The organism is Gabonibacter massiliensis, from assembly GCA_001487125.1.
Taxonomy (GTDB): Bacteria; Bacteroidota; Bacteroidia; order Bacteroidales; family Marinifilaceae; genus Gabonibacter; species Gabonibacter massiliensis.
The window spans coordinates 1,235,690-1,253,498 of the sequence record LN913013.1; the positions used below are offsets into that span (position 1 = coordinate 1,235,690).

Below are 17,809 nucleotides of genomic sequence, written 5' to 3' on the forward strand. Positions count from 1 at the left end.
CTCGCCGGTCGGCGAGGTTTTTCAATCATTTGAAACCATCGAAGAAATGCTTTATCGGCAAACCTTCCTTACCGTTTTCAACTTACTTTTTGTAAATCATCCGGACAACCTCTCCCGCGACCCCTCTTTCATGCCAGAGAAGCGCCTTGGTATTCAAGTCGTAACAATAAACACATCCTTTGTAATCTCCCGAAGCGGCATCCAATGCCACATAAAGTTTCTCTTCCTCGGGATCGAATACCATCTCTTTAATCACATCCCCGGTTTCTCCCACGGTATAGTCCGAACTTACCGGAAAATTCCCTGCCGATTGATAGTCATAACGATATATTTCATTTCCTTTGGAATAATAAAGCAGAGTCTCCTTTTTACTGGTTAGGAAACAACTACTCTCCGTTATGCTCCCTTTCGTATCGGAATACTGGGACAAAACCTGAACATTATCCACTCCGACGTGAGCAACCTTTATCTGCCCCGCATTATCTTTAAAAACAAGAACGTAGTTTTTAGAATTTTGTGCCGGTAATGCAGCCAATAAAACATCACATAAGATATCCTCATAAACCCGCTCAGGTCCCATATATCCCTCGACGAGAAACAATTTACTGGTCCTATCGAAAATAACCGTTTTGGAGGACCAAGTTCCCTCGTAATAGATAATATGGTCATCCACATAGGCATCAGGCATTGATCCCCACTTACCCGTCAACGCCTGTTGAAAAGTATTGATATAATTTTCCGTTTTACAATCCATATTCAGAAAACGGCCTCCTCCTACAAAAAAGATTCCGTATTTACCGCGTTCAATCATCCGATCCAACCGGGGTTCCGGATATTTTAAAACATTCTGAACCTCCATCGTTTTGGCATCCACTCTTACCACTTTCACCGGATTCTCGGCAGCGATATAAACGGACGCATAATTGGCATTATAGAGGATAGACTTCGGTTCTTTCCCCAAAGAGACATTCGGACTGTTCAAACGATAGACATGCTTTTGAAAAACCTCACCCTCTTGCATTACGTTACGGAAAGAAACCATCGATTCTCCTCCATATGCACTTAAAAGAGCGATTCCCTCCTCGTAAGGATAAGGAACTTTTAACACGAATTCGTAAAAAACAGCTCCGTCTTCGTTATAAATTTTCAAACGACACGGAAACTCTCCGGCAACATTACAATCATACGACAACGTCTTTTCCGTGGAGACGATTTCGTAATCAATCTGCCACTCATAGGACAAAGGCTTCTCCTGATTCTCCTGCTTTACTTCAGGGGCTTCCAGCACAAACCGGCTCATTTTTTCAACAGGATACTCTTTCGGCAATGTTTTCACAAAAGACAAGCGGGAAATGGGCTCTTCTCCCAAATTCGATTCGTCATGTATACAAGAAACCATTGCAAACACACCCAATATGATATATATAAATTTCTTCATAAGTCATCTATTTTAACAGGTAATTACTATTCGTAAGGCCAAACTATTTCAGGAGGAAATACCATACCGTATTCGGGATGCTCCTGGAAATAATAATACATCTCTTGGGCTACACTTATGATTTTTGCACTTCGGAAAAAAAAGTCATCCAACGTAATCGGACCTCCCCACAATTCAATCATCTTCTGGTATTTTTCTTTTTGGAAAATACCCAGACAATAGTCCTGCAATCCGATCCACCAATCCGGTTTTGCCAGAAAATTGCTGAACACGACCACACTTTGTAAACTTTCTTTTACTCCTAATTCGAAATTATCGTTAGGCTCCAATCTTAACACAATATGAAAAGTAGTATCTTTCTCCGAAGGAATATCAGCCCGTATCAACTCCACCGGTATATAAGCCAATACAGAATCTTTTTTTATCAGGATCTCCGTGGGAACAGCAACATACGCCCCTTCGGGAGCGGTCGTCGCCTTTCCGTCAACCGAAACCTTTATACTCATCTCTTTATCCGCGGGTAATCCCAATACCTCCACGGGAACGTTTACCGTATAGGAGGTCAGCTCCACGGGCTTATCTCCAAAATTATAGCGTATACTGTCTTTCGGAAAATAAACACGGTACACGTTATCGTAAAAACCGCTATCTCCGTTTTCATTGCATCCGACGACGATCAGGCCCAATGCAATCCCCAAAATACATAATATTGTTTTCATCGCTTATCCGTATTATTGATTTTTAGTCCCGTATTCCTGTTCGTTCTTCGGCCAAGGCAAATTAAAAATAGCAGAAGAAGGTTCTATCTCAAACGCGTTGGTCGCATTCATAAAAGGCATATGCTCTCGTTTATAAAAGAAAAATACCTGACCTTCTCCCCAGAATTCCTTACATCTCTCCTTTACGAGGGCAGTCCGGAACTCTTTGAACGAAGGTACCTGAGACAAAATCATATCTTTCAATCCTCGGGTCCTTCGAACCGCATTCAAATATTCCAATGCCTTATCTTTATCTTTAGCATAAGTCGCTTCAGCCAAAATATAATACATCTCGGGTAAACGTAATAAAGATATACCCGTAAAGTAATAAGCTTTCTCTTCTTTATTTAATAACCTCGTAAAAACATACTCGTTCGAAAATCCTTTATCCGAAGTGAAAAAAGCATTAAAACGTTTATCCTTATTATCCGCGGAAACGGATCCGATCTCATAAAAATCATAAACACCTGCTTTTACCCACAAAACACTTCCTTGCCCCAGATCGCTCTGCAAAAAAAGATCATAGTAGATCTGATACAATCGGGAAGTATATAACCCCCACATCAGTTCTTTATTATCTTTATCATACCGTTTTACACCCTCGTATTGAGCTGCATCCGTTAAAGCCAATTCTGTCCGAGCCCCGATTACCTTTTCGGCATAAAACGCCGCACTGTCCAAATCGCCTTTGTAATGAAAAACCCGGGCTTTCAATCCCCAAACCGCATATTGATTACAATGGGAACGACGATTCTGTTGATAAACAGAATTCGCCTTGCTATTCCGGATGGTATTATCGCCGACCAATGCCTCCTGGGCTTTTTGCAAATCACTCAGGACAAGGTCATAACACTTCTTCAACGAATAAACAGGTTTATTTTCCAATCCGAAAATTGCAGCATAGGGAATACCTCCCGCATCGGGATGACGCAAAATATTATCGCTGAATAATCGCATGATATCGAAATGCAGAAAAGCGCGCAAAGCATAGGCTTCTCCCTTTATCAGAACATAATCTCCGTCTTTAGTGATATCTTCTTTCTCCACGTTTTCAATAACATTATTTACATAGGAAATTACCTCGTAAGCCTTTTCCCAGATATTCCGGATGGTTCCCTCTATAAACTGACTTTTATAATCAAACTTCGAAGCAGCCTCGACATCCTGATAAGAACCGAGATATTTGGCGTAAAAAAGCTGCCCGATCTGATCCATAAAACCGTAACTCATCGCCTTCCCGTACAATTCCGGTTTAGCCATAGAAGCATAAATACCATACATGGCATCCCGATATCCCTGAATATCTTCAAACTGTTTTTTCTGTTCCACTATACCTTTGGGTTGTACATCTAAAAAGCTGTCGCATCCGCTTAACAACATTACGGCACAGCATATTACCCATATGATATTGCATATTCCTTCTTTCATAACTCTTATTTTTACCGTTAATACTAAAATGCTGCACTAATCGAGAATTCAAAGCTCCGGGCAAAAGGATAGTCCAATCCCCGTTCTTGTTTTATAGTCGAAATCCGGAACAGATCATTCATCAAAAATTCCACCCTTAACCGACTCAAATACAATTTAGAACAAAACCGGGATGTAAAATCATAAGCAACACTTAAACTCGACATATTCAGATAATATTCATCCCGAATGAAACGACTGGTAATCTCAGGAATAGAAGCATCGGCTATATCCTTGTATTTCACTCTATCCCCCACTTTACTCCATCTACTCTCCAATACCCGGCGATCAGCATTCTTTTTAGGATTAGCCCCCTCTACCCGCGTCACAAGTGTCCGATTATATATCGTCGCACCCAAAGAGTATTGAAACAGCATATTCAATGAAACTCCCTTCCAATTAAGATAGGAATTGAACGTTCCGGACACATCCGGATCCGAATCTCCATAGACCCGCTTGTCCCAATAATCATACACGAAAGTCGGATTTCCTTGCTTATCGATATAGATCTCCATTCCCGTCGCCGGATCGATCCCTCCCGATTTTACGGCCTTTACGGCCGACGTGGATTGTCCCTCTTCGTAAACCGGAGGCGGCATCACCGTTTTTTTTGCATTCAGGGAGTCGTTCATTACATTCAAGGCATTACTGATCTTTTTAATCTTATTCCGGTTATGTTGCATCGTCACAGAAAGTGCCCAATTCCAATTTTTATTTCTCAATACTTCAACCCTGGCTTGTACTTCGATACCGGTATTGGCTATTTTTCCCAAATTCTCCTTCGCCGTGATGGTTCCTACGGAAGGCGCTTTCGCCACATCCAACAACAGATCGTCCGTCAGTTTATAATAGTAATCCACGCTCATATCCAATCGACGTGAAAAAAACACAACATCTAATCCGGCATTGTAGGTTAACGTCCGTTCCCATTTCAAATCGGGATTACCGATCGCCATCGGTACCGCTCCAATACCTTCGCCATAATCCAATTGCGAATCGTACTTATAAGTCGTCATCGCCTGGTAAGGAGAGAACGAAGCATTACCGGTATATCCGATACTTCCCCGCAATTTCAAGCGTTCCGCCCGCAAAGACTGCATAAACTTTTCCTTATGAATGTTCCATCCCGCTCCCACGCTCCAGAAAGGAGCGTAACGTTGTTCCGAGCCGAATTTCGAATTTCCTTCATAACGAATGGAAGCATCTAAAAAATAACGGTCGTCATAAATCATATTGGCATTCATAAAAACACCCATCGTACGGGAAATATCCTGAGATCCCGACGGCGCTTCCCCCTCCGGGTATTTGGTAGCAAAAGCAGGATGTGCCAATTTGTCTGAAAAAATTCCTATGCCCCTGTACCCGTTCGAATTACTTTCGGTGGATTGAATGGTTCCCCCTGCCAATAAACTCAGTAAAGTACCAGGACCAAACATCTTATTGTACGATAACATCAACCTTCCGGAATAATCCATAGATTTGGTATTGGAAATCTCAATCGAGCCAGACTCCGAAGCCGATTTGCCTTTAAACCGATTTGACAACGGGGAGACAAATACCTCCGTATCGTTTTTACTCTTATTCAACGATAACTGACCTTCTATTCGAAAATCCTTCAGTAATTCTATCTTTATATCCAACACATTATTCAGATAAAACTGTTCACCTTTATTATAGCTTCCCAAAGAAACCTCGTGAAGAGGTATCGGTGCATTAGGATCAATATAGGATAAATCCAGATTTATCGAACCATCCGGCAAATAGGCCCGGTCATAAGGATTCAAAGCCGTCCACTGACTAAATGAACCGTAAGGGGACTCCACGTTATTAACCGAAGTAATCGTCATGATATTAGACACGTATACCTTATCCTGCTTGTTATAAGATAATTTAAAACCGAAAGAATAGCGATCCCTCTTGGACTCTTTCATAACGCCCTGATCGCTACCGTAACGGGCGGTCATACTATATCTTACATATTCGTTTCCCCCGGCAATACTAATATTATGATTCTGCGTAAAGGCATTACGTAAAGGCTTGGATTTCCAATCCGTATTTACTCCCTCTTTCACCCGCTGGAATTTCTCGTTGTACAATTCGTCCAATTTATATTGTTCCTTTTCCGTATCGATGTATAAACGAGCCCGCCGTTCGTATTCCAATTTTTCCGCGGCATTCAACAAATGATAATCACTTAAATCCGGGATAGAAGCGCGAAATGTCCCGCTATAAGAAACTCTCATCTTTCCTTCCTTCAACGGTTTCGTGGTAATCACGACTACTCCTTTCGATGCCTTCGCACCATACAGGGCAGAAGCAGAAGCATCTTTCAACACGGTAACATTCTCCACATCATTGATATCCATATCGAACACGTAATCCAAATTTACCTCCGCCCCGTCCACGATAAAGGTCGGAACATTGGATGAGCCTTCGAAACTACTCCTTCCGCGAATCAAAATCTCCGGACGGGTATTGGGATCCGATCCCCGTTCATTGTTCGCCACGACCTGCATTCCCGGAACAAAAGCCGCCAAACTGGTCAACAAATTTTTGGAACCGGCACTCATCAACTGTTCCCTGCTGATACTGGTAGCGGAACCCGTATAACTATTCTTCGACTTATTACCGAAACCGGTAACAACCACTTCATGCAACTCATCGACCTCCGGCACCATGGTAACCACCATATCGGTAACAAGTGTATCTTTTATAAGACGTTCCTGGGTTTTCATGCCGATAAAAGAGAATACGACCGTTACACTGTCTTTTTTCAAAAAGTTCAAGTTGAATTTACCAGCCGGATCCGTGGCCGTTCCGATCGTCGTTCCTTTCAAGAATACGGTAACTCCAACCATCGGTTCTCCCTTGTCGTCTTTTACCGTACCGGATATTCGCCAACGCTTTGCTTTTTCTTCAGGTTTCGGTGAAATAACGATGATGTTATCCACTATACTATAAGTAAGCGAGGTGCTCCTTAATACCCGGTCCAAAATCTCCGTCACTGTCGCCTCCTTCGCCGAGACGGAAACTTTCCAGCGCATCACCTCGTCATCGTTATAAAAGAATTCGTAATCGGTTTTTTCACCCAGCTCTTTTAATACGGTAAGCAAACTAATCGATTTCTTTTCCATAGAAACCCGTGTTTCTTGGGCCAAACTGCGTGCAGAAGCAGAAAGCATCGTAAACAGCAACAGAAACATACAAAGTTTCATGATCGTACAGATTTTTCTCAGGGCAGTCCCATCACTACCCCTTACGTTTGACTTTTTTTTCATACCTTTGTAAGGTTAAATTGTTTATACTACATCAATTTTTCAATCCACACAGGAGGTGTTCGCTGCACTTCCTGTATTTTATCGTACAATAATGGTCTTATCTTTTACGGAGAAACGAATACTTGTCGTCATCTCCATCATTTTCAACACCCGGTGGATCTCTTCGTATTTCGGGATACTACCCGTGAATCGCTTTTGCTTCATCTCCGGATTGGTAAAAAAGAAACTGACGTCATACCAGCGCGATAACTTGCGGATAACCGCTTCCATATCTTCGCTCTCGAACGAGAAACGCTCCCGCATCCAGGAGGTATATAATTTCGTGTTTACCTTCCGTACCTCTGCCTTTTCTTTCCGTATCAAAACCTGCTCTCCCGGTTTCAGTACGATCTTTTCAGTACTTCCCGGTAAAGAGACTTCGACCCTCCCCTCCACCAACGTGGTATTGCTTTCCTCCTCGTCCGAATAAGTCGTAACATTGAAAGAGGTTCCCAATACGCGTATATTCATTTTATCCGTTTCCACGATAAAAGGCCTTTCCTTATTTTCCGTCACCTTAAAGTAAGCCTCTCCCGTTACCTTTACTTTCCGTTCCTTACCCGTGAAATGAACAGGATAGGTAAATTGGGTTTCACTATTCAACCATATCCGCGTACTATCGTCCAAAGTTATTTTGTACTCCCCTCCCCGCGGAATACGCAAAGTATGCATCTCCGGTATATTCGATTTTTCAGACAAAGCATATTGCAGCTCACCCTTTTCATCCACCCGGATTTGTTCACCGCTTCCCGTCAACAAAGCAGTGTCTCTCATTCCTTTTAAAACGACCTCCCGTCCATCGCCCAATATCAAAACAGCCTGAGTCTCCCCGGGAACGATAGCCATGACCTCTGCATTCCGTTTAACACTCTCCTTTTTCGAAGGATAGTAAAGTAAACCTATGCCTACCGCCAACAAAACCGCAACAGATGCGGCACTGATCTTCCAAATGACGCCCCTTCTGCTTCTTTTCCTCTCTTGCTCCAGATTCTTTTCAAACTGTTTCCATCGGCCTTCCGTATCAAACGAAGCGTATTGTCCGATCTCCTCTTTCACTCGCTCTTTATCGCATAATTCAGCAAATAAACGTTTATGACTTTCATGCTTATCCATCCATTCCTGCAACTCCATCCTCTCTTCTTCTGAAATAACCTCCCGCAGGTAAGCAACAATCAACTCGTATATCTCTTTTTCTTTTTTCATTTCTTTGCATCTTTATACACCACAAACACACTTCTTCCGCAAATGGGTGACAACCCCATTAAAAAAAATGAGAACGGTTCTTAAAAATCGAGGTAATCCGAAAAAAACGTTTCCCGGAAGCGTAAAAACAGAACGAACTATATTAACACAACAATATTTCATTATATTTCAATACGAAAATAAACACCTTCTATTCTATTTCAATTTGGTATCAATGGAAAAATATGTATTTTTGTTCACGAATGGAAAGGCGACATTCGTTTATAGATAGTGAACAAGAATACATGACTATTATTCCTGAAAACAGATTGACTTCCTTCAGAGAGGGACACGAAGAGACATTTCGCTATTACTACGAGATGTACTACGACTCCCTGTGCATGTTCGGTACGCGTATGTTAAAAGAAGAAGAGGTCGCTATCGATATTGTCCAGGATGTTTTTGTCAATCTGTGGAAAGCCAAAGAAACCATCGAATCCGGATTGCATTTAAAAATGTTTATCTATCAATCCATGCGTCATCGTTGCCTCAATTATATCCGCATCAAAAAATTAGAAGAAAATTATCAGAACGAATATAAACTGCTGGCCTCCGAAGAAGGGTTTGCCGATATGGTAGTGGAAGAGGAGGTATACCGTATCGTGATGAAAGAGATCGACGAATTACCGGGAGAACAGCGTAAAGTTATACTGATGCATCTCGAAGGAAAAAACAACATCGAGATGGCGGAGATCATGCATGTTTCCGTGAACACGGTGAGAACCCACAAAGCACGGGCCCGACAAGCCTTAAAAGCAAAACTGAACGATTTTTTCATCGTTTCCGTCATTTTGGGATTTTAATTACCCGTACGCCTATAGAAAAAAATTTCAAAAAAAATCATATTCTCTGTCGTCCTCCCGGGCGACTTCTTTGTATTTAATATGATGCCCCAATAGGGTCGTTACCATACGAAGAGATGAAAAACGATTTAAACGAGACCATAGAGGAAAGAATCCGACTGATAAAACATTACTTGGACGGGACATTAACTCCGGAAGAAGAAAAAGCACTCCGTTGCTGGATTGAGGAGTCTCCTGCCCATAGCGAGTTACTCTACCGGATACAAGACAAATCATCATTGCAAAAAAGGTTTCATTTTCGGAAAAAAGAGAACAAAGAGAAGAGTTGGAATACTATCCGGAAAAGGATTTATCAAAAACCAAAACGCAAAATAGTTTTAACGCGATATGCCGCCATTCTGCTTATTGGCGTCTGTTTAGGGATCGGCTATAAGTTCATCATGGAACCGCAAACCAAAGATACAACGATTACCCGGGAAACGGTTATTCCCCCAAAAGGCGGATATAAAGCATTTCTGAAATTAGCCAATGGCGAACACTATGTATTAGACGGTCAAACCGAAATAAATACCCGATTAGACGGTGCGATTATTCAATCGGAAGAACAAGGAATCGTAACCGTTACAAAGGACTCCGGCAGCACGGAAAGAGAAGCGCAAAACAACCAAATCATCGTACCGAAAGGAGGCGAATATAAACTGATCCTCGCAGACGGTACCCGGGTATGGATGAATTCACTTTCAGAATTGGAGTTCCCTTCACGATTCACCGGAAAAGAACGCCGGATCAAATTGAACGGGGAAGCCTATTTCGAGGTCGTGAAAGACAAGGAAAAACCTTTTATCGTGGAAATGGGCGACAACGAGATTAAGGTATTAGGAACAAGCTTCAATATCAACAATTACGACGGAAGCTTCGTGACCACGTTAGTGACGGGTAAGGTTGAAATAGTTATTAAAAAACAGGGATACTTGCTTCATCCTTCCATGCAGCTCCGGGAAGAAAACGGAAAGGTTACGTTATCCGAAGTAGATACAAAAGAATTCGTAGCCTGGAAGGATGGATGGTTTGTATTCAATAAACAACGCCTGGAAGAAGTATTGGACATCTTGTCCCGATGGTATGATGTCGAAATTAATTATAAAACTCCTGAAGTAAAAGATTTACATTTTACCGGGACTATACGTCGCCATAGTGATATCAACGAAATGTTGAATTTTTTGGAAAAAACGGGTGCGATAAAATTTACCATGCAGGGAAGAACCGTGGTAATCTCGAAATAATGACAAAAAAGCTGTTGAAAATTAGGCCTTTCAACAGCTTAAAAAACAACAATGTGTTTAATTTTTTAGCAAAACAAATCTATGAAGAAAAATCGACAAATGCGATTTTTAAAGAATCGTATTTTAAAAAAAACGATGGACATAATGAAATTAACATCTATTCTATTATTTGTTAATTTTATGCCATTATCCGCTGCCCTGTATTCCCAAAATACCAAAATCTCGCTTCAGGTAAAAGAGAGTTCACTGGAAAAAGTATTTAAACTAATCGAGCAGCAGTCCGATTACCTGTTTGTCTATAATCACGAACAAGTAGAAAACAATAAACGGATTACGGTTGATATCAAAGATATGGAGATCACACAAGTATTGGATATTTGTTTGAAAGGTACGGGTCTATATTACGAATTGATGGACAATACGGTGGTTATTCGCAAACGTCAGCAGGAGGAGAAAAAGAACGTTTCGATACAAGGCAAAGTCACGGATAGAGATTCGATTCCCTTACCCGGGGTAACGGTAAGATTGAAAGGGACAACCATAGGAACGGCTACAGACACGAAAGGAGAATTCAAACTATTGATTCCCAATGACACGTCAAAAATAGTACTATTGTTTACATTTATCGGGATGAAGTCCGTAGAAAAAGTGGCGAAAGAGGGAAAACCGCTTCATGTGATCCTGGAGGAGGAAACCGCCACATTAGACGAAGTTGTGTCTTACGGTTATTACAAAGTAGACAAACGTCATTTAACCAGCTCCGTAACTTCTTTGAAAGCAGAAGACATTGCCGTGGCAGGCATCAACACCGTAGACCAAATGCTGGAAGGTCATGTGCCGGGGATGATTTTTATACGTAATTCGGGACAAGTGGGAACAACACCCAAGGTAAAGATCAGGGGAACAACCACGATCTTAGGATCTACGGCTCCATTGTGGGTATTGGACGGAGTCATCCTAACCGATCCGGTTAATGTCGATCCGGCTTCCGTCAATGATTTGGATTTCGTGAATTTGCTGGGAAATGCCATTTCCGGATTAAACCCGGACGACGTAGACCAGATCGACGTCCTGAAAGACGCGTCGGCAACTGCCATTTACGGCCCCAAAGCTTCCAACGGCGTCATCGTCATTACCACGAAAAAAGGTAAGGTCGGCGAACCGTCCATATCTTATTCCGTGTCCGGGACCTACCGGATTCGTCCCCGTTACACCGACCGCTCGGTAAACGTGATGAACTCTCAAGAACGCATCGCTTATTCCCGGGAGTTGATAGACGCCCAGTTAGCCATCCCGGATTTGAAAAGTTGGGTCGGGTATGAATCCGCTTATTATGATTATTGTAATAAGGTGATCACCCACGATGAATTCATCAATTCGGTCCGTGCCATGGAAACAGCAAACACGGACTGGTTGGGCACATTGATGCGAGACACATACTCCCAGAACCACACGTTGAGTCTGTCCGGAGGTACGAACAACATACGTTATTACGCCTCTTTGGGATACATGGATGAATCAGGCAACATCCGGGGAGAACAGAATAAACGTTATTCGGGTTTGGTCAACTTAAATGTAGATTACAAGCGTTTCTCCTTGCATTTTGGTCTAAATGCCAATTTACAGAAAAAAGAGTATACCCCGAAAGATGTCGGGATGACCGACTACGCTTACAACACTTCGCGAAGCGTTTCCCCTTACAACAAAGACGGAAGCTTACTGTATTATCAACGGCTGACAAGCGGGACCAACAACAACGAGGAGCACGCGTTCAATATTATCAACGAATACAAAAATTCCTCGGACGACATCGATACGGATCAAATCGGCCTGAATCTTAATTTAGGGTACAAAGTCCTTCCTTTTTTGAAAGCGGAAGTTGTTTTCGCCTATAACGTGTCGCACACGAATGAGCAAATCTATTTCGGCGAGGATACCTGGTATATTTCCAATTTACGGCGGAAAGACAGAGAAACCGGGGAGATATCCAATTTCTCGACTTGTCCGGTGGGGGGAGAATTACAAATCAGCAACACGAAAAACAACAGTTATAGCCTGCGAGCCTCTCTGAATTTCAACAAAATGTTGGACGAAAACCAACGCCATCAGCTAACGGCAAATGTCATCGGAGAATTAAGCTCTTCCAAATACACGGGTTTCAATATTACAAGACGAGGTTATCTCCCCGACCGCGGAATGATATTCGATGCCATCGATATTGAAGGCAACAAATATCCTGACTATAAAAAATGGTTGATGACCCCCAAGGCACTGGGACGCTTGAGCCACAACCTGACCAACTTAGTGGGACTCGTGGGAAGCGTAAGTTACTCTTACGAAAACTCATATATTTTGAATGCCAACATGCGAATCGACGCTTCCAACAAATTCGGGGATGCCAGTAACGACCGGCTGTTACCGATCTGGTCCGTATCCGGTCGCTGGAACATGCATGAAAACATTTTAAGCGACGTGAGTTGGCTGAATATGCTTGCCCTTAAAATGTCGTTCGGTTACCAGGGAAACATGTCGGCTCAGGATTCTCCCCGATTAATCATTCAGAGACAAGGAACAAATATATTGTTTAACGAGTATTTTTCTACGATCAACAGATACCCCAACCCGAATTTAAAATGGGAAAAAACATCTACATACAATATCGACTTAGAGTTTTCCTTGTTTCAAAATAAGGTACAAGGCTCTATCGGTTACTATTACCGTAACACGTCGGATGCCTTCTTAAATAAAAAAGTATCGACCGTAAACGGAATTGAGAATTACACGGTCAACGCGGGGCATTTGACCAATCAAGGAGTCGAAGTCACTTTAAATTTAACCCCGGTCAACACGATGGGAACAAACGGCAGTCGCAAAGGTTTCATATGGCGTTTCAACCCCAATTTAGGTTCGGTGATCAATCAATTAATAGATAAGGTTACCCCCAAAGATAAATTAATAGAGGATGAAATAACCTACTCGAATTATTTAGACGGAAGTGTACAAGTTTCCGGACAGCCACTAAACACGTTTTATTCCTATAAATTCAAGGGATTGGATCCCCGTAACGGTGCTCCCCTTTTTTACGGTGCGGATCGATTCGTAACCCGTGAAGGTGAAAAAATCGACATGAAAGAGGTTTACGCGGGCATGGATAAAGAAGAGGTTTACATGACCGTGATGGAACGTTCCGGCTGTCGCGAACCTTTTTTACAGGGGGGAGTTTCCAACTATCTCGGCTGGAGAAATTTAGGTCTCTCCTTCAATTTAGCTTACAGCTTCGGTTCCAAAATCCGGCTATTCAGAATGTATCCTTCAGACGGTAGTATCGTAGGACCGGAAAGAAATCTTCGTAAAGAGCTCACGAAACGTTGGCAACGTTCCGAAGATGAATCACACACGAATATTCCGGGGATATTACCTCATTCCGAATGGTCCAAAACACTCGATCCGTGGTGGAGTAACGAACCCTACAAATTCGCCCGCAACATCTGGGATATGTACGACAATTCAAATACACGGGTCGTATCCGGAAATTATGTAAGACTGCAAAGTGCTTCATTGCGCTATGTCATACCGGATCAATTCTGTAAAAAACTATATCTCAAATCAGCCTATGTCAGCATAAGCGGGACTGATTTATTCACGATATGCAGCCGCAAATTAAAAGGACAGGATCCCTCGCAATCCGGAACGTCGGACTTGATTAACATGTCCGTAAGACCCACTTATTCATTACAATTAAATGTTACATTTTAAGTAAGACAAGGTATTATGAAAAAGATATTCAATTTAATTATAGGAGCCTTTTTATGTGTCTCTTGCGGCGACTTCCTGCACGAGTACTCGCAAGACCTGACCTATGCCAACTCCTGTGCCGATCTGGACGAGATTTTGATCGGAAACGGGTATATGAAGCAATCGGACAATCTGACCTTATTTTATTATGGTTCGGATTACGGTTATTATCCCTATCTGCATATCATGGACGATGATTCAGAAGAGAGCCTGACAGGACAAGTATTTCTTGATTTCGCTGGTAATCCCGTATACTACATGCGAAATTTTTATGCATGGGCGAAAAATCCTTTCATAGGGTATAACGGATCTATTTTTAAAGATGTCGATTGGAAAAGAATGTACGAGCACATCGGCTATTTGAACGTAATTATTTCTTACGTGAAAGAATTTCCTTCCGATCCTATAGAAATGAGACGGCGCATCAAAGGCGAAGCATTATTCCTACGGGCCGGATACTATTTCATGCTTGTAAACCTTTACGCGAACCCGTATTCACGGGAAACAGCAGATCGGGACCCGGGTGTTCCTTTGAATTTAACAGAATACATCGAGGCAAAATATTTCGCAAGAGAATCCGTAGCCACTATTTATAAACAAATCGTGACGGACCTGCAAGATGCCATAAACAATTTGGAGGGGATACAACAACCCACGATCTACCGTGCAAATGAAGTTTCCGCCCGTACCCTGTTAAGTCGCGTCTATCTATACATGGGCGAATGGCAATTAGCGATCAACGAGTGTAATAAAATCATGGAATTGGGATGCAAGCTAAGAGATTTAAATGATTTTAATCCGGGAAACGGCGTCCCGGGAGAAACCGAGCGCGATTACTTCAACACGTCGGACTCTCCGGAGGTTTTTTTCACGCAAGGTTCGCCAACCGTCGGTTTGTTAATGGACAACAACTTTGGTAATGTACGCTATCGAGTTTCCGACGAATTGTACGCTTTATACTCCAAGTACGAAAGCCAAGGATTGGAAGACTTACGGAAAACATGTTTTCTGGAACAGTCCAGGACATCGGGAGAGAGTTCCAACTACTACATGAGAAAAAGTCCGGACAATCAATACGCGAACTGGAATATTACACTTCCGAAACCGACCGTTTTCGACTCGTTTATTCTCCGGGCTGCCGAAGTCTACTTGAATAAAGCCGAAGCCGAAGCTATGCTGGATCAACCGGAAGCCGCAAATACCTTAAAAGCATTGATGGATAAACGTTATGCCGACCACAAATATCCGTCTGTCGACGGACTGAACGGTAAAAGCATGATCGATTTCATCCGGGAAGAACGGCGTAAAGAGTTATCTTTCGAGGGACATCGCTGGTTCGATTTACGCCGTTACGCGGTCTCCTCCAAATATCCGGAGAAAAGGTCCATATCCCACGCGGTATACAGATCAGCAACCAGTTATGGCGAGAAAGCTCCGTTGGACAGAATCTACACGCTGAAACCTTACGGAGAAGACAATGCCTGGGTATTACCCATACCTCCGGAAGAACTTGTTTTCAACAATGGAGTATTGATCGACAATCCGCCGAGAGAAGATCGCAACTAATCTATTATTAAACATTTAAACGCAAAGACATGTTAAAATATTTATTCTATCTAACTTTATCCCTCCTCCTATTCTCCGCTTGTGACAAGGAAGAGAAGGTGTTTGCCACGGAAAACATGTTAGACTGGTTCGTTATCGAAAAGAAATCAGGAGAAGTCAACCAGTTAATTTACAGCATTTATACAAATGACAATATGCCCATATTTGTCAATGATACTATTCATCAGGGGAGCGATCGCGTGGATCATTTCGGAAATCCGATAAAAGATCTGGTACTGTTTGAACCCGGATATCATATTTTCAGCACGGACATATTCGTATCCATAAAATTATCCTCCGACTCCGCAGCCATGCTTAAAGCATTACATGCTATCCAGGAAAAAGTGCTTCCCCGTTTACCTAAAAGCGGAATATACAGACCCTCTTCCATACTATTGGTCGATACCTTGTACAAAGGTTTCAGCGATCTCAATACGCGCATCTGGGGAGAAGTCGCTATCTACCCCGAAAGTCTGAAAGGTGTCACGATAGGAGAGTTACACAAGCTTCCGGATATGACAGACGAGGAATTGAATATATGGGCCTGTCGCATCTTAGCTGCCAAAAGTAAAAGTTGGATTCAGGTAAATTATGACAAAGGGGTGGAAACATTTTCAGAAATAACGGACGAAGGTTTATGGTTTGGATCGAATTACAATAAAAACGTCGGCCTATATCCCATGGAAAGCCCCGAACAACAAAGTTTTTTCAGGTGGGTTTCTCTTCTAAAAAACGGCAAAGGTTACAGATCGCCATCGATCGAAGAAGACCTTATCGAGTACATTACCTACTTTTACGTCTATCGCGGACGAGAAGATGAATTAAAAGAAAAGTACAAAGACTACCCTAAAATACTCCGCAAGTTCGATCTGGTAAAAACATGGGTAGAAGCGTTCGAAGAGTACCTGAAAAAGAACAAACAATTTTAATAAACTACTGAATAAAAGGTGTTATGAAAAGAATTATTCTTCTTCCGGCATTTATATTATCTGTTGTTTTAGCTTTCGGTCAAGGCGTGAACTTTGAAAAACTGAGTTTCAAAGAAGCCCTCACCAAAGCTAAAGCCGAAAAAAAGTATCTCTTTATCGACTGTTACACCTCGTGGTGCGGTCCCTGCAAGCAAATGAGAGAACAGATATTGACACAACCCGCCGCCGGCAGTTATTTCAACCCGTTGTTTATCAGCGTGGAGTACGATATGGAAAAAGAAGGTGCCGAACTGAGAAAAAAATTCGACATCAAAGCATACCCGACCTATTTGATCTTGAATCCGGACGGAACATTATATCATAAATTAGTAGGCAGCAGCCTTAACGCAGAAGATTTCGTCACGAAAGTAAAACGGGGAATGATAACAGAAAACTCTTTCGGTTATCAGGAAAATTTACATGCCTCCGGGCGAATGAACAACGAACAGCTGAAAAACTACTATTTTCTCTTAAAAGAAACCGCCGAACGAAAACGAAGCATGGAAGTACTGAAGGAGTTAACAGCCCGTTTGAGCAAAGAGGAAAGAATGCAGGCCGATTACTGGTTTTTACTCGAGAACCAAAAATACGGGGACGACGGATTTTCATTCGTGTTGGAAAACTTAGATACATTCAAAAAAAACGTAGGAGAATTAAACATCGATTTATTTCTGTATCAATGTTTCTCAGGAATCATTAACTCCTACACGAATGCTCTTGCAAAAGGGGAATCTATCGACAAGAAAAAAACAACAGACAGCATACGCGATCTGCGTCGTCAACTCTCGACGATCGACATGAAAAACAAAACCGGACTTTTAGAACAGCTCGACTTTCTGGAAGCGACCCTGCTAAATGACACCGACAAAATGCTTCGTGCGATCGAAACCATGATGACCTCGGGACAGGGTAATCTCTATATATTACCCCAGGTTTTACAAATTGTGCACCAAAATAAGAACGAGACCCTTCTATCGGGTATAAAAAAATTAAAGAACAAGATTTTGACTGCTTTCTCAACCGTATCTGACAAAGAGAAGTTCGGAAAAATGATTGACGATCTGGACAAGTAAGTAAATTATAGGAAAAATCTGATTTTAGCATGAAAGATAAAAACAAGAAGAATTCCTCCG

The 17,809-nt window shown here is 42.1% G+C and carries 11 protein-coding genes; 6 read left to right on the forward strand and 5 right to left on the reverse strand.

What is annotated here, in order from left to right; translation table 11 throughout:
- Positions 1-82: 82 nt before the first annotated feature.
- From BN3283_RS09530 to BN3283_RS09550, 5 genes are all read right to left on the reverse strand, one after another.
- A complete protein-coding gene (locus tag BN3283_RS09530; RefSeq protein WP_059026503.1) occupies positions 83-1,438 on the reverse strand; it encodes a hypothetical protein in 1,356 nt (451 codons plus the stop codon).
- Between the two features lie 26 nt (positions 1,439-1,464).
- Entirely contained in the window at positions 1,465-2,157 is a 693-nt protein-coding gene (locus tag BN3283_RS09535) for a DUF4843 domain-containing protein (RefSeq protein WP_059026504.1), read from the reverse strand.
- 12 nt (positions 2,158-2,169) lie between these two features.
- On the reverse strand, positions 2,170-3,624 hold the full coding sequence (locus BN3283_RS09540) for a RagB/SusD family nutrient uptake outer membrane protein (RefSeq protein WP_059026505.1): 1,455 nt from the start codon (positions 3,622-3,624) through the stop codon (positions 2,170-2,172).
- Between the two features lie 23 nt (positions 3,625-3,647).
- On the reverse strand, positions 3,648-6,941 hold the full coding sequence (locus tag BN3283_RS09545; RefSeq protein WP_070807469.1) for a SusC/RagA family TonB-linked outer membrane protein: 3,294 nt from the start codon (positions 6,939-6,941) through the stop codon (positions 3,648-3,650).
- Positions 6,942-7,019: 78 nt separating this feature from the next.
- Positions 7,020-8,183, reverse strand: a complete 1,164-nt coding sequence (locus BN3283_RS09550; protein WP_059026506.1) for a FecR domain-containing protein — start codon at positions 8,181-8,183, stop codon at positions 7,020-7,022.
- Positions 8,184-8,407: 224 nt separating this feature from the next.
- Here BN3283_RS09550 and BN3283_RS09560 point away from each other — a divergent pair, with 224 nt between their 5' ends.
- The 6 genes from BN3283_RS09560 (at position 8,408) to BN3283_RS09585 (ending at position 17,749) form a co-directional block, all read left to right on the forward strand.
- Positions 8,408-9,025 (forward strand): RNA polymerase sigma factor, encoded by a 618-nt coding sequence (locus BN3283_RS09560; protein ID WP_286137629.1) that lies wholly within the window; start codon positions 8,408-8,410, stop codon positions 9,023-9,025.
- 116 nt (positions 9,026-9,141) lie between these two features.
- Positions 9,142-10,308, forward strand: a complete 1,167-nt coding sequence (locus tag BN3283_RS09565; RefSeq protein ID WP_059026509.1) for a FecR family protein — start codon at positions 9,142-9,144, stop codon at positions 10,306-10,308.
- Positions 10,309-10,452: 144 nt separating this feature from the next.
- Complete coding sequence (locus tag BN3283_RS09570) at positions 10,453-14,064, forward strand: SusC/RagA family TonB-linked outer membrane protein (RefSeq protein ID WP_286137630.1); 3,612 nt, start codon at positions 10,453-10,455, stop codon at positions 14,062-14,064.
- Positions 14,065-14,079: 15 nt separating this feature from the next.
- The gene (locus BN3283_RS09575) at positions 14,080-15,669 is read left to right on the forward strand and encodes a RagB/SusD family nutrient uptake outer membrane protein (protein WP_059026511.1); all 1,590 of its coding nucleotides are present in this window, start codon (positions 14,080-14,082) and stop codon (positions 15,667-15,669) included.
- A gap of 29 nt (positions 15,670-15,698) precedes the next feature.
- Positions 15,699-16,637: a hypothetical protein gene (locus BN3283_RS09580; RefSeq protein ID WP_059026512.1), complete on the forward strand. Its 939-nt coding sequence runs from the start codon at positions 15,699-15,701 to the stop codon at positions 16,635-16,637.
- Positions 16,638-16,660: 23 nt separating this feature from the next.
- The gene (locus BN3283_RS09585) at positions 16,661-17,749 is read left to right on the forward strand and encodes a thioredoxin family protein (protein ID WP_059026513.1); all 1,089 of its coding nucleotides are present in this window, start codon (positions 16,661-16,663) and stop codon (positions 17,747-17,749) included.
- Positions 17,750-17,809 lie beyond the last annotated feature (60 nt).

Coding starts and splice junctions, on each gene's coding strand:
- BN3283_RS09570 (WP_286137630.1), top strand. CDS start 10,453: ATGAAATTAACATCTATTCTATTATTTGTTAATTTTATGCCATTATCC.
- BN3283_RS09580 (WP_059026512.1), top strand. CDS start 15,699: ATGTTAAAATATTTATTCTATCTAACTTTATCCCTCCTCCTATTCTCC.
- BN3283_RS09565 (WP_059026509.1), top strand. CDS start 9,142: ATGAAAAACGATTTAAACGAGACCATAGAGGAAAGAATCCGACTGATA.
- BN3283_RS09545 (WP_070807469.1), bottom strand. CDS start 6,941: ATGAAAAAAAAGTCAAACGTAAGGGGTAGTGATGGGACTGCCCTGAGA.
- BN3283_RS09540 (WP_059026505.1), bottom strand. CDS start 3,624: ATGAAAGAAGGAATATGCAATATCATATGGGTAATATGCTGTGCCGTA.
- BN3283_RS09560 (WP_286137629.1), top strand. CDS start 8,408: ATGTATTTTTGTTCACGAATGGAAAGGCGACATTCGTTTATAGATAGT.
- BN3283_RS09585 (WP_059026513.1), top strand. CDS start 16,661: ATGAAAAGAATTATTCTTCTTCCGGCATTTATATTATCTGTTGTTTTA.
- BN3283_RS09530 (WP_059026503.1), bottom strand. CDS start 1,438: ATGAAGAAATTTATATATATCATATTGGGTGTGTTTGCAATGGTTTCT.
- BN3283_RS09550 (WP_059026506.1), bottom strand. CDS start 8,183: ATGAAAAAAGAAAAAGAGATATACGAGTTGATTGTTGCTTACCTGCGG.
- BN3283_RS09535 (WP_059026504.1), bottom strand. CDS start 2,157: ATGAAAACAATATTATGTATTTTGGGGATTGCATTGGGCCTGATCGTC.
- BN3283_RS09575 (WP_059026511.1), top strand. CDS start 14,080: ATGAAAAAGATATTCAATTTAATTATAGGAGCCTTTTTATGTGTCTCT.